This is a genomic window from Winogradskyella sp. (assembly GCF_045105575.1).
Classification (GTDB): Bacteria; Bacteroidota; Bacteroidia; order Flavobacteriales; family Flavobacteriaceae; genus Winogradskyella.
Genome location: NZ_JBGCDQ010000006.1, coordinates 1 through 14,037, shown reverse-complemented (window position 1 = coordinate 14,037; position 14,037 = coordinate 1). Strand labels below are relative to the sequence as shown.

General features: G+C 35.4%; 11 protein-coding genes. 5 read left to right on the top strand and 6 right to left on the bottom strand.

Annotated features, from left to right (window positions below; all coding sequences use genetic code 11):
• Positions 1 to 7: 7 nt before the first annotated feature.
• The 4 genes from AB8B52_RS01035 to AB8B52_RS01020 form a co-directional block, all read right to left on the bottom strand.
• Positions 8 to 937, bottom strand: coding sequence for an OmpA family protein (locus tag AB8B52_RS01035; RefSeq protein ID WP_406024357.1), 930 nt, complete (start codon positions 935 to 937; stop codon positions 8 to 10).
• Positions 938 to 1,046: 109 nt separating this feature from the next.
• On the bottom strand, positions 1,047 to 1,703 hold the full coding sequence (locus tag AB8B52_RS01030; RefSeq protein WP_406024355.1) for a hypothetical protein: 657 nt from the start codon (positions 1,701 to 1,703) through the stop codon (positions 1,047 to 1,049).
• Positions 1,681 to 2,379 carry a hypothetical protein gene (locus AB8B52_RS01025; protein WP_406024353.1) on the bottom strand — a complete coding sequence of 233 codons (699 nt, stop codon included), beginning with the start codon at positions 2,377 to 2,379 and terminating at the stop codon, positions 1,681 to 1,683. The genes AB8B52_RS01030 and AB8B52_RS01025 overlap by 23 nt, the downstream gene beginning before the upstream one ends.
• A 122-nt stretch (positions 2,380 to 2,501) precedes the next feature.
• The gene (locus AB8B52_RS01020) at positions 2,502 to 4,055 is read right to left on the bottom strand and encodes an aldehyde dehydrogenase family protein (RefSeq protein ID WP_406024351.1); all 1,554 of its coding nucleotides are present in this window, start codon (positions 4,053 to 4,055) and stop codon (positions 2,502 to 2,504) included.
• 178 nt (positions 4,056 to 4,233) lie between these two features.
• Between AB8B52_RS01020 and AB8B52_RS01015 the strand changes: the two genes are divergently transcribed.
• From AB8B52_RS01015 to AB8B52_RS00995, 5 genes are all read left to right on the top strand, one after another.
• Positions 4,234 to 4,626: an endonuclease domain-containing protein gene (locus tag AB8B52_RS01015; protein ID WP_406024349.1), complete on the top strand. Its 393-nt coding sequence runs from the start codon at positions 4,234 to 4,236 to the stop codon at positions 4,624 to 4,626.
• 67 nt (positions 4,627 to 4,693) lie between these two features.
• Positions 4,694 to 5,764: an isoaspartyl peptidase/L-asparaginase family protein gene (locus AB8B52_RS01010; protein WP_406024347.1), complete on the top strand. Its 1,071-nt coding sequence runs from the start codon at positions 4,694 to 4,696 to the stop codon at positions 5,762 to 5,764.
• Positions 5,765 to 5,886: 122 nt separating this feature from the next.
• Positions 5,887 to 11,475 carry an alpha-2-macroglobulin family protein gene (locus AB8B52_RS01005; RefSeq protein ID WP_406024345.1) on the top strand — a complete coding sequence of 1,863 codons (5,589 nt, stop codon included), beginning with the start codon at positions 5,887 to 5,889 and terminating at the stop codon, positions 11,473 to 11,475.
• A gap of 211 nt (positions 11,476 to 11,686) precedes the next feature.
• Positions 11,687 to 12,589, top strand: coding sequence for an SH3 domain-containing protein (locus AB8B52_RS01000; RefSeq protein ID WP_406024343.1), 903 nt, complete (start codon positions 11,687 to 11,689; stop codon positions 12,587 to 12,589).
• 144 nt (positions 12,590 to 12,733) lie between these two features.
• Complete coding sequence (locus AB8B52_RS00995; RefSeq protein ID WP_406024341.1) at positions 12,734 to 13,069, top strand: antibiotic biosynthesis monooxygenase family protein; 336 nt, start codon at positions 12,734 to 12,736, stop codon at positions 13,067 to 13,069.
• Positions 13,070 to 13,082: 13 nt separating this feature from the next.
• Here AB8B52_RS00995 and AB8B52_RS00990 read toward each other — a convergent pair whose 3' ends face one another.
• The gene (locus tag AB8B52_RS00990; protein WP_406024339.1) at positions 13,083 to 13,793 is read right to left on the bottom strand and encodes a GDSL-type esterase/lipase family protein; all 711 of its coding nucleotides are present in this window, start codon (positions 13,791 to 13,793) and stop codon (positions 13,083 to 13,085) included.
• A 65-nt stretch (positions 13,794 to 13,858) separates the two neighbouring features.
• The coding region (locus AB8B52_RS00985; protein WP_406024528.1) for a T9SS type B sorting domain-containing protein at positions 13,859 to 14,037 on the bottom strand (179 nt) is incomplete at its 5' end.

Sequence of the window (14,037 nt, the reverse complement as noted above, 5' to 3'; positions counted from 1 at the left end):
AAGTTAGTTAGTTAATTGTAATTACGGTACGTCTGTTTGTGGTACGTCCTTCTTCTGTATTATTGTCTGCAACAGGTTGCGTTTGCCCTTTGGACATGGCTTCAATATTTTCACCCAAAATACCATTTCTTACCAAATAAGTTTTTGCAAAATCGGCACGACCTTGACCTAAAGCCATATTATTGTCTGCATTACCAGTATTATCCGTATGCCCAACCACTTGAACTTTTACACCAAGTTTATCGACACATTTTGAAATATCTGCAATTTTTTGACGTTGCTCAGCCGTTAAATTAATTTGTGCTTGACCAGTATTGAAATTCAATACCAACGGATTTTTTTTGATGGCATCACAAGCTGCTACCAAAGCGTCGTCTGTAGCTCCTTCTTCTAAGGTGATGATCCCGAATTTTAATGGTCCGAATAAGGTATTAGCATCATTAGGATTGATCCCATCGTTAAGTTGCCCTCTAGTATCAATTTGTTTTGAAGGAATACCTTGCGCTATCAAATAATTCTTAACCGCGTTTGCTCTTGCCAAACCTAAATTTGGATAGGCAGAATCGTTAGTTTCATCATTACGATAGTAACCCGTAATATCAATATCCTTTAAAGGATTCGCTAAAAGATAATCTTTCAATTTAGAAACACCAGATGTTACTTCCGTAGAAAGTGGTTCTAAAATGGAATAGTTGGACGTTTTAAAATTAAAATTGTCATTAATTTTAATGTTGAAGTCTCCGTCGGCATCAGAAATAGCAAAGGCATTTCTGGTTGCTGGAATCACTTCTGGTTCTAATACGACAGTATTAGTATCTTCGGTTGTAGCTTCTCCACTAGGAAAACAATGACAGTTGTCACAGAGATAGCAATAAAACAAAGTACCAATAATGATCGTAAGAAAAATACCAAAAAGGTAAGTTGTTTTTTTACTCATTAGTTAGTGTTTTAGTTAATTAGCCTTCAATATATTAAAAATTTAACATATCTAGCTATTAATCTGAAACACAATGCTTAAAAAAGTCACTAATAAAGCATCTAAACGGCTATTTAAACAAGGTAAATTTTAATCCAAAGCCTACATTATGGTATTGTATTTTATTAAAATTATCCTGAATTTCGGGAGCTGTTTCTATGCTGGAATTGTCGTTTCTGAAGGCGTAATTGACAAAAAAAGCGAAATGTTTAGCAAATTGATAACTTAGGTAAGCGCGATATAAACGGGAAGATGCTCCATCACGTTGCTGTCTTGTTCTACCTTCACTGATAAAATTACGATAACTCGCATAGCCTAATAGAGCGATACTTAAACCTAAGTCTATATTTTTATGAATTGGCAATTCGTAACCTACTTCTAAAGAAGCACTGAACACTCTACTTCTGCTGTAATCACCAACTAAATCGGCGTCGGTTACATCTAAAAAGAAATACCCACCAAAACCTCCGATAAAAAAGTTTTTGTATAGAAATACTTGCATTCCTAAATCGAAACCAGCTTGACCAGTTGTTCCCTGACCTATAAAACTATTTTCTGTAGTAAAAGGTTTGTAAAACCCAACAGTTAGTATGACCGCTTTCTCTTTGCTAGTGATATTTAAACTATCTACAGAATTCTCGTTTTGTACAAGATCACTTTGAGCATAACTTGCTGATGTTGCTATCAGCAACAAAAACAGCAGCCTAGTAACTAAAGTTAAATTCATTAGTTGTTTCATCAATAATTATAGTTTGTGACTCTTCTGGCTGGCCATTTGTGGAATATGTAAATACCACCTCAGAACCTAAAGGAGTTATAAAATTACCCATATCATTAGGGTTATCATTACTTAAAGATCTGCCTCTCGAGGTCATTTCGAAACAAAAGGTTTCATCTACATCAAGTTCATCGTTAGCATAAATTTCTACACACTGATTGAACTGGTAATGAAATGTATAAGTAAATGCAGTATTAGACACATTTTCTCTTACTATATTATAATCCATTATGGCATTGCGCCTTATGGGAACTGTACCAAGGTCAATTAGATAATTATCTGGCGTAAAGGTTAGGGTATTTGTACGATACTGGTATAAAGAATAATCAGTATTAACAGCAACTTCAATAGCAAAATTCTCGTCCAAAGGTAATAGCATTATGGTTGAAAAAGAGCCATCAGAAAGACTTTCTATTTCATTTAATAATGTTGTTGCGCTACCCGAAAGAAAGCTAACTCCTTCTCTTGCTAAAATTGAAATATTTGCGCCTGAAATCGGTTGGCTATTTTCATCGAGTACTTGGCCTTTAATTAACAATCTAGCATTGTCTTTATAAGGTACTTCGCAAGAAAAAAGCATGACTAAAAGGGTAAAACTTACAATGTTTCTAAAGTTCAATTTCATAAGTAAAAGCATGTCAACTAAAGATGCTAAAAGTAAGAAAAGGTTGCGCTACAATATGTTAAAAAACAAAAAGCCACATCTTTCGATATGGCTTAGTACTATTAATTTGAATTTAATACGGTCTACAAATCAAACTTAATGCCTTGCGCTAATGGCAATTCATCAGAATAATTAACTGTGTTGGTTTGTCTTCTCATATATACTTTCCAAGCATCAGAGCCAGACTCGCGTCCACCACCTGTTTCTTTTTCACCACCAAAAGCACCACCTATTTCTGCACCAGATGTTCCGATGTTGACGTTAGCGATTCCACAATCCGAACCTGCATAAGACAAGAATTTCTCAGCTTCTTTTAATTCATTGGTCATAATTGCTGATGACAAACCTTGCTTTACTCCGTTTTGTTGTGCAATAGCATTTTCAACATCACCAGAATATTTCATGATGTATAAAATTGGTGCAAATGTTTCGTGCTGTACAATTTCAAAATGATTTTCAGCTTCAATAATCGCTGGCTTCACGTAGCAACCACTTTCGTAACCTTCGCCTTTTAAAACTCCACCTTCAACCAATACGTTTCCACCTTCATCTTTTGCTTTTTCAATAGCAGCTAAATACGTATTTACAGAATCATGATCGATTAATGGTCCAATATGATTTTTTTCATCTAACGGGTTTCCAATTGTTAATTGTCCATAGGCACCAACAATAGCATCTCTTACTTTATCGTAAACTGATTCGTGAATAATAAGTCGTCTTGTTGATGTACAACGCTGTCCACAAGTACCAACAGCACCAAATACAGCACCTGGCACCACAACTTTTAAATCAGCCGTTGGTGTAATAATAATGGCATTGTTGCCTCCTAATTCTAGCAAAGATTTACCAAAACGTTCTGCAACTGTAGCACCAACTATTCTTCCCATACGTGTAGAACCTGTAGCAGATACTAAAGGAATTCTATGGTCTGTCGTCATCATTTCACCTACTTTATAATCTCCGTTGATGATACAAGAAATACCTTCTGGTAAATTATTTTCTTTTAAAATTTCAGCAATGATGTTTTGACATGCTATGGTACATAAAGGTGCTTTTTCAGACCCTTTCCACACACAAATATCACCACAAATCCAAGCTAAAGCCGTGTTCCAAGCCCAAACTGCTACAGGAAAATTAAATGCTGAAATAATCCCAACCACACCTATTGGATGCCATTGTTCTTTCATAACGTGGAATGGACGTTCTGAAGGAATGACTTGGCCATTTAATTGTCTAGATAATCCAACAGCAAAATCACAGATATCAATCATTTCTTGAACTTCACCATAACCTTCTTGCAAAGATTTACCCATTTCATAAGACACCAATTTACCTAGTGGCTCTTTTAAATCTCTTAGTTTATTACCAAACTGACGTACAATTTCTCCGCGCTGTGGTGCTGGCTTATCTCTCCAAGATAAAAATGCAGTAGTTGCTGCATCCATTACTTTATCGTAATCTGCTCTTGTTGTGGTTTTTACTTTACCAATTAATTTGCCATCTACTGGCGAATAAGATTCAATAATATCTCCATTAGAAAAATTATTTGAACCTGTTGATGTTCCGTCATTAATGTCTTTAACACCTAACTGTCTTAAAGCGTCTTTCATTTCGAAATCGGTAGCATTTGCTTCCATATATGCTTATTTTTTGTGAATTATTAAATTATCACGCGAAGTTACTAATAATTTGTCTGTTTTTGTTGAAATGCTTGCTCTAAAAATGTAACTTTAAAGCAGTTAAAAATCATGCCGAAAAGCTTTTCCCCAACCCTAAAGGGTGAATTTTCTTCGTTTGACTAAAAAAAGATAATTTATGGAAAAAGACGAACTTAAAAATGGTGGTATGCATAATAACGCTCCACCTGGTATATTTAAAAATGCCGCTCATTTAAGAAATACCATGACAGAAACTGAAAAGTTACTTTGGGAGCGACTAAGACTGAAACCTTCAGGCTTTAAATTTAGAAGACAGCATCCAATCAACCTATTTATTCTTGATTTCTATTGTTATAAACTAAAACTTTCTATTGAAATTGACGGAGGTTATCATTTGACGAAAGAACAACAAACTAAAGATAAAGAGCGTACCAAAATTTTAAACGAATTAGGAATTAAAGAAATGCGCTTTACAAATAAAGAAGTGATAAATAATATTGAAATTGTAATGTCTAAAATAAACGCAGAACTTAGCGCTGGCTCCCTTTAGGGATTTATGGCGAGCGCAAAGGCTTTATTTACACTATCTTTAAATCATATATCATTATTCAAATACCATGAAAAAAATCTTAACATTCATTCTAACAATTTTACTGTGTTTCTCTTGTAACCATTCTGAAAAATCTAACGACATCTCTAACACAGAAACTTCAAAAGAATCACTAACTAAAACGCCAGAATTCGCCATAGTCATTCATGGAGGAGCAGGTACGATTCTTAAAAAGAATATGACTCCTGAGAAAGAGGCCGCGTACCAAGCAAAATTAGAAAAAGCGATTAGAGTAGGTTACGAAATTCTGAAAAATGGAGGAAGCAGTTTAGATGCTGTTGAAAAAACCATTAACGTTATGGAAGATTCTCCGCTTTTTAATGCAGGAAAAGGAGCTGTTTTTACCAATGCTGAAACCAATGAACTAGATGCTTCAATAATGGATGGAAAAACATTAAATGCAGGAGCTTCCGCAGGTACCACGACAGTTAGAAATCCTATAAATCTGGCTAGAGCAGTGATGGATAAATCAGAACATGTAATGCTGTCTGGTGAAGGGGCAGAAACTTTTGCACAGGAACAAGGCTTAACCTTAGTTAAACCAAGTTATTTCTATACCGAAAACAGGTTTAATTCGTTAAAACGCGCCAAAGACAGAGAAAAGATAGAGCTAGATCACGATGGCAAAACCTCCTTTTACGATCCTTATATTAAAGACTCAAAATACGGAACCGTAGGTTGCGCTGCTCTAGATAAAAACGGCAATTTAGCCGCAGGAACTTCAACAGGTGGCATGACGAACAAACGCTACGGCAGAATTGGTGATGCACCAATAATAGGCTCAGGCACTTATGCTAATAATGCAACCTGTGCCGTTTCGAGCACTGGTTGGGGAGAATATTTTATACGAGCGCAGGTAGCACATGATATTTCTGCCCTTATGGAATACAAAGGTTTGTCATTGAAAGAAGCTTCAAAAGTTGTAATTCAAGATAAGCTCACTGATTTAGGTGGTACAGGTGGTATTATTGCTGTGGATAAAAATGGCAATATGGTTATGGAATTTAATACTGCTGGCATGTATCGTGCAACCATGAATGATAAGGGTGAATTAACCATTGGCATTTATGAGAAATAATATTTGTGAACAATTTAACAAAAACCCTAAGTCTAAACACTAAAATACCAGCGTACTTAATTAACAAGAAAGTACCTACTCTTCTTTTTAATCGAAGTATCACACTAAATCCATCAACAATTATGCACATCAAAAAGCACCTCCTCCTACTCCTTATTGTAACGCTTGTATTTTCGTGTAAAAAGAAGCCAGTAGAAACCGATAATATATTTAAGTATAGAGATTACATCAGTTATACTACATCTGGAGTCGTTTCAGTAACAGCTCCGATTACAATTAATTTAGCCGAAGAAGTTGAAGGCTGGGAGACAGAACAAGAGTTAGATGCTGGCTTAATTTCTACACAACCATACATTCAAGGCACACTAAAAGCACTCAATAAACACACGTTATTGTTTACACCAGACGAAGCCTTAGAACCAGCAACAGCATATGGAGTTACGGTAAAATTGGGAGATATTTATAAAACCATTCCTGCAGAATTTAAAAACTACACCTTTCAGTTTAAAACCATCACGCCAAGTTTTAGTATCAACACAAACAACCTACAATCTTACAGTAAAGAATGGCAATACGTATTGGGTCAACTGCGCTCTTCTGATGTCATTTCTTTAGAAGATGCAAAACAATTAGTATCTGCAAAGCAGAATAAAAAAGACCTGAATTTAGTTTGGTTAGAAATGCCAGAACAGTCTAAATATTTCGAATTCAGAATCGATAGCATCAAACGCCAAGTAGAAGATAGTAAAATTGATATCGCTTGGGATGGAAAAGCGATTAAAGCCGAAAATAAAGGTGAAAACTTTATCAATATTCCTGGGAAAAATAACTTCACCATTACTGAAACACAGGTGATTCAAAATCCAGAACAATACTTATCTATTAATTTTTCAGATCCTTTAAAAAAGCAACAAAACTTTGCAGGATTAGTCACCATTCAAAATGTAAAAAATCCGAAATATATCGTTGATGGCAATGTGCTAAAAGTCTATCCAGACACAAAATTAGTTGGCGCAATTAAAGTCGATGTGTTTACTGGCATCAAAAATACCGATGGTTTTAAACTTAAAACGGTCTTCACACAAACCTTAACTTTTGAAGAACTAAAACCTCAAGTCAGACTTATTAGTAATGGTTCAATCCTTCCGAATTCATCAGATTTAAAATTCAATTTTGAAGCTGTAAATCTTAGTAAAGTAGATGTCCGCATTATTAAAATATTTGAAGATAACGTCCTTCAATTTCTTCAAGAAAATAACATGAATAGCAACTATGAAAACGCCATAAAACAAGTCGGTCGTCGTATTGCTAAAGAAACGATTACACTTATTCAAGATAAAGACCAAAATACAGGTGAATGGAAAGCCTACAGTATCGATTTATCTAAATATATACAAGCAGATCCTGGTGCTATTTACAGAGTAGAAGTCGGTTTTAAGAAAGATTATTCCTTATACGATTGTACATCAAATTCAGAAACTACCGAAATCGATGAAGATGAATACTATGACGACTACTACGATGACTATTACGAAGAAGATTTCTATGCTTCCGAAGATATTACCGAAGAAGAACAAGAACTTCGTGAAGAACGCTATTGGGACAATTTAACTTACAGCTATAGAAACACCAATTACAGATATAGAGACCGAGATAACCCTTGTACAGATTCTTATTTTAACTTCGGAAATCGTACCGTCTCATTAAATTTAGTGAGTTCAGATCTTGGTGTCATTGCTAAGCAAGGAAATGATAACACCTATTTCTTTGCGGTGACAAATATCTTATCTACAGATCCTGAAGCGAATTCAAAAGTTACTTTATATAATTACCAGCAACAAGAATTGGCAAGTGGTAACACCAATAAAGACGGTATTATTGAAATCGACGCTAAAAAACGTGCAGCTTTTGCTATTGTTACCAAGGGTAAAAGCGTCAGCTATGTGAAACTTTTTGATGGTAATTCTTTATCACTAAGTAAGTTTGATGTTTCTGGTAACAGATTACAACGCGGACTTAAAGGTTACATCTACGGAGAACGTGGAGTTTGGCGACCAGGAGACAGTTTATTTTTAACTTTTGTATTAAATGATAAAGCAAATAAACTACCTAAAAGTCATCCTGTAAAACTCGAAATCACAGATCCTGTTGGCAAATTGGTTTACAGAAAAGTATCCATAGATAACATCAATAATTTCTTTGATTTTACAGTACCAACATCACCAGATTACAAAACTGGAAACTATAATGCGAAAGTTTCGGTTGGTGGAGCGTCCTTTTCAAAAAGTTTAAAAATTGAAACCGTAAAACCTAACCGATTAAAGATTAAAATAGATTTTGAAGACGACGTTTTAACTGATACCAAACCGTTGCAAGGAGACTTAAACGTGGCTTGGCTACATGGTGCACCAGCAAAAAATTTAAAAGCTGAAATTAAAGCGAAATTTACAACCTCTTACGCAGGATTTAAAGGCTATAAAGGTTACGTTTTCAGTGACCCAACCAAAACCTTCAGTACGGAAGAAACTAATGTTTTTGAAGGCAATTTAGATGCAGACGGAAAAGCAAAAGTCAATTCAAAATTAAATATTGGAAAGAACGCTCCAGGCATGTTAACGGCTCAATTCTTAGTAAGAGCCTTTGAAAATGGTGGTGATTTTTCACTCGATGCCTTCACCATGCCTTACGCACCTTATGAAAGTTTCGTTGGTTTACAATCGCCAAAAGGCAACAACTATGGCTCGTTTTTTACTGACGAAAATCAAACCTTTAATATCGCAACAGTCACTGCGGATGGCAAACCAATTCAGCGTAAAAAACTAGAAGTAAAAGTTTATAAAATTGAATGGCGTTGGTGGTGGAATTCCTCTTACGATAATCTATCGAGCTATGTGTCTAGTAATTACCACAGACCTGTTCAGCAATATTTGGTCGATACTGATGCCAATGGAAAAGCAAGTTTTAAACTAAATATTCCTGAAAGTGATCGTGGACGTTATTTAATTAGAGTGGTTGATCCTGTTAGTGGTCATGCCACAGGACGAACCGCTTATTTCTATAAAAACTGGTGGTCTAATTCGGCTTCAGGAGATAAGGAAGCGGCGAAAATGTTGGTCTTCTCAACAGATAAAGACCAATATAATGTTGGTGATACTGCGAAACTCACCTTCCCTTCTGGAAGCGAAGGCAGAGCTTTAGTCAGTATAGAAAACGGCACTGAAATATTACAACACCAATGGGTAAAAACAAAGCCAGGCGAAACGACTATTGATATTTCGGTGACTGCAGAAATGGCTCCGAATGTGTTCATTAATATTTCATTATTGCAACCACATGCCATCACCTCAAATGATTTACCGATTCGTTTGTATGGTGTGATTCCGATGCTCGTAGAAAATCCGGAAACAAAGTTAGAACCTGTATTGAAGATGCCTGATGCCATTCAACCAGAACAATCATACGAGATAAAAGTCTCTGAAAAGAACAATAAAGCCATGACCTATACCATTGCTGTTGTTGAAGAAGGGCTTTTAGATTTAACCCGATTTAAAACACCAAATGCTTGGGATAGTTTTTATGCGCGTGAAGCCTTAGGAGTAAAAACTTGGGATATTTTTGATGATGTTATTGGAGCGTATTCTGGCAGTATCGATCAAGTCTTCGCCATTGGTGGAGATGGAGCTGCAGCCAAAGGCAAAAACAAAAAAGCAAATCGTTTTAAACCAGTCGTGACGTATTTAGGACCGTTTCTTTTAGATGCCGGACAAACAAAAACGCACCAATTAAAAATGCCAAATTATGTTGGCGCTGTGCGCACAATGGTCGTTGCAGGAAACAGTGCGACTGAAGCTTATGGTAGTGCAGAAAAATCAGTTCAAGTCAAAAAACCATTAATGGTGTTGGCCACCTTACCACGAAAATTAAGTCCTGGTGAAAAAGTAACATTACCTGTAACAGTTTTCGCCATGGAAAACAAAGTGAAAGACGTAACGCTTACCGTAAATGTAAGTGATGGCATTACTATAAAAGGTAACACATCACAATCGCTTAAATTCAGTAAACCAGATGAAAAAATGGTCTATTTTGAATTAGACGTCACCAAAGCAAAAGGCATCAACACCATAGAAGTTGTTGCTACAGGAAATGGCGAAAAATCAACCTACAAAGTAGAGATTGATGTTGAGAATCCTAATCCTTTTACATCACGTGTCATAGATAGTGAATTACAAGCGAATGCAAAACAAAGTCTAGACATTACAACCTTTGGAGTCACGGGAACTAATTCGGCAACCGTAGAATTTTCAACATTGCCTCCAATGGATTTTACAAAACGAATGGAGTATTTAATTCGTTATCCTCATGGTTGTGTTGAGCAAACCACATCAGGCGTATTTCCACAATTATTCTTAGCAGATATCTTTGACTTAACACCTCAAAAGAAACAGCAAGTACAGCGTAATATTGAAAACGGTATTAGACGTTTAGGAGGTTTTCAAAACGCAAGTGGTGGTTTAGGTTATTGGATGGGCGAAAATACAGCCAATGATTGGGGCACAAGTTATGCTGGTCATTTTATGATTGAGGCCGAAAAAAAAGGTTTCATATTGCCATTATCCTTTAAAAGTAATTGGATTGCCTACCAAAGACAAGCGGCTCGTAATTGGAGACCAAGCTATAAAAGTTACCACAGTGATTTTGCACAAGCGTATCGTTTATATACTTTGGCTTTGGCTGGCGCACCAGACTTAGCCAGCATGAACCGCTTAAGAGAATTCGGCGAAATTTCTAACGATGCCAAATGGAGATTAGCAGCAGCTTATGCTTTAGCAGGACAAAAAGAGGCGAGCGACGCCATTTCTAAAACAGCAAATATTAATTTTCAAGATGCTGAAGGAGATAATTACACCTACGGTTCGCTCTACAGAAATAGAGCTATGGCTTTAGAAACCATGTTGATTACCAATCATCCTAAGAAAACAGAATTGGCAAAATCCATTGCAAAATCTTTGGCTAGCGACCGTTGGATGAGTACACAAACGACAGCCTATAACTTATTAGCCATCGGTAAAATGATTACACAAAACGGTGGAAAAGAATTAAAACTGACTTACACGATTAATGGAAAAACAGAAACTATTGATACTAAAAACGGCATTGCACAACGCAACATTCCTATTAACGAAGGAGTAAATAAAATGTCAATCACGAACGGAAAAGATAATCTGGTTTATGTGCGTGTATTAAATTCGGGTAAGCTAAAACTTGGCGAAGAACTAGCAGAACAGCGTGGTTTCTCAATTTCAACAGTCTATAAAGATTTACAAGGCAACAAAATTGACGTCACTAAATTACAACAAGGTCAAGATTTTGTGGCAACGGTTAGTATTTCTAACCTTACGAGAGATTATGTCAATGATGTGGCATTAACACAAATTTTCCCTTCAGGTTGGGATATTTTAAACACACGTTTTACAGATTTTGGAGACACCACAGTAAGTAATGCGAGATATACAGATATAAGAGATGACCGTGTTAATTTCTATTTTGATATGAACAGAAATGGAAAATATGGTACAAAAAACTTTACTGTAATGCTAAATGCATCTTACTTAGGCACCTATTATTTACCAGGAGCACAAGCCGAAGCCATGTATGATAATGATGATTATTTGGTACGAAATAAAGGAGAATGGGTAACCGTTGAGAAGTAACTTGAAGAAGACCTACGAGGTTTTGAAGACCTTGTAGGTCTATTAAACCAGATAAACCAATACCTACAAGGTCGAAAAAAGACCTTGCAGGATAAGTAAGCATAACTAGATACTGAACCAAGTTCAGTATAAACTAAAACTTGTCGGTCGACAGACAAGAACTCTAAGAAAAACTAAACCGCTAAAATGTTTAACTTAAAAACAAGAAATTATGAATTTTTCAAAGAAAAATCACGAACACTTAAACAATAAAAGCGGCGTGAGTAACAGTTTAAAAATGATTTTAGCGATTGCATTGGTATTCAATATGGCAATAGCAACAGCACAAGAAGAAGCGTATGTAGCAGCAGAAAGTGGATTATCACTTAGAGATCAACCAGATGTTAGTGCAAAAATGCTAACGAAATTAGCCTATGGCGATGTTATTGGAATTTTAGAAGAAACAGATAAAAATTTGGTAGTACTAGATGGAGGAGAAAAAATCAGCGGAAAATGGGTAAAGGTAGAAACCAATAACCATATTGGTTATGTGTTTAATGGTTATTTATCACCAGACAAAATAGCGCGAACAATTAGAGTTACACTTAATAACTTAAATGTTGAAGTTAAGAATTTAGCTACTAGTGACTATAAAAGATCGCATCGATTGAAAGAAGATGAGTCTATTACCATTAATGTAGATAAAAGTGATTCACCTGAAGGGAAAAACATTGTCCTTATAGACAATGATTATAAGCAAGTGAGCCTATTTCAACGCTACGAAAACAGTTTCTCTTTTATAAGTGCAGATGCTAACTGTAATACAAACGAATGGAAAACATTTGACACCGATTGGAAGCCACTAAAGCAATTAAATTCTAATTCGTTTGAAACCTTAACTTATACTGAAAACGACTGGAAGCAGTTTATTGAAGCAGCAACAAATAACCTAAAAGATGATGTCATTGAGAAATGCGGTGAAGATTGGTTAGCTTATGTAAGTAACATTAAAAACATAAAGGACATTCCTGTTAGTGTAGCTACTAATCGTGTTTTTGTTAAATTTATCCTAACCGATTTTGAAGATAATATCACAGAAAAAATTATTGAATTTGAAATACCTAAAGGCTCTTGAACAATAAAAATGTCACCTTGAGCATTACTGAAATGAAAATATATTTTCATTGAAAGTACATTGCAACGCAATACGAAAGGTCTTTTGAAACTAAGAACTTCAAATAGGTTTCGACTGCGCTCAACCTGACATCATAGAAATAATATGAAGGAAAACTTTAAACCATACTTTGCTGTAATATTTACATCAACGCAAACAGAACATGCCGAAGGTTATGCCGAAATGGCTCACAAAATGGAGACTTTAGCCAAACAACAAAAAGGCTACATTAGTGTTGATAGTGCAAGAAATGACACTTCAATTCAACTCAGTTCAGGTGTAGGTATTACAGTAAGTTATTGGGAAAGTTTAGAAGCTATTAAAAATTGGAAAGCAAATTCAAAGCACTTATTCGCACAGCAAAAAGGACGTGAGCAATGGTACAATTGGTATAATGTAAGAATTTGTAAAGTAGAGCGTGAATATGAATTTAATGTTTAAACTATATAATTTATTACTTTAAAATTCTATCTAAATTAGACTTAATTATTTGAGTCCAAAGTTTATAGCCTTCCCTATTTAAGTGCAACTGATCTTCAACAAACAACTCTGGTCTTGGCTGTTGATTTTCATCCAAAAACTCTTGACTTGTAGAAATAAAATGAAGATTATCCTTCGTTTCACAATAGGTTTTCATTAAATCATTAGCCTTAGACGTTTTGCGCCAAATATTCCACCTACTTGGTGTTGCTGTAATTTCAATTAAAAAAATTGGCATCTCTGGAGCTATTTTTTCAACTTGTTTTGTGAAGTACCTAAATAAACGATTGACCTCTTTTGGTGTAACTTTAGTTTTAGGTTCGTCCCAAACACCTGTCAAATCATTCGCTACAAAACAGACAAGAGCTTTTGCTTTTTTATGAGGAGTAACTAAACGTTCTGTGAATTGTATTAAGTCATAAAAATGCGCACCACCATAGCCTCTTTTTACAGAATGATAAGGTGCCATATCTTTGTGAATAGAATCCCAAAGACGAATACTAGAACTCCCGATATAAAGAATATAATCTTCTGGGAAAGTTTCTGTTCTATCTCTTCTTTCAAGATCTCTAACCTGAGATTCAAACGTCTTAGCTGTACCAGTATATCTTTTTAAGGGAGAACATGATGTTGTAATAGCCAATAAACACCCTATTAAAGTGATTTTTTGAAATAAAATTTTCATGAACTTTTATGCACCTAACAACTATGATATAATAGTCTTAAAGTTATTAATAAGGATAGATTTCTTTAACGCTTTAAAGTAAAATGGGCTCTAAATTCTTTAGGTTCTGTGGTGCCTGGCTCGGTGTACTCTACTGTAAACCAGTAATCACTCGTTGGCATCATACTGCCATTAAAGGTACCATCCCAACCTGTTCCGGTGGGACTTAATTGCTTTAATAGCTTTCCGTAACGGTCAAATATAT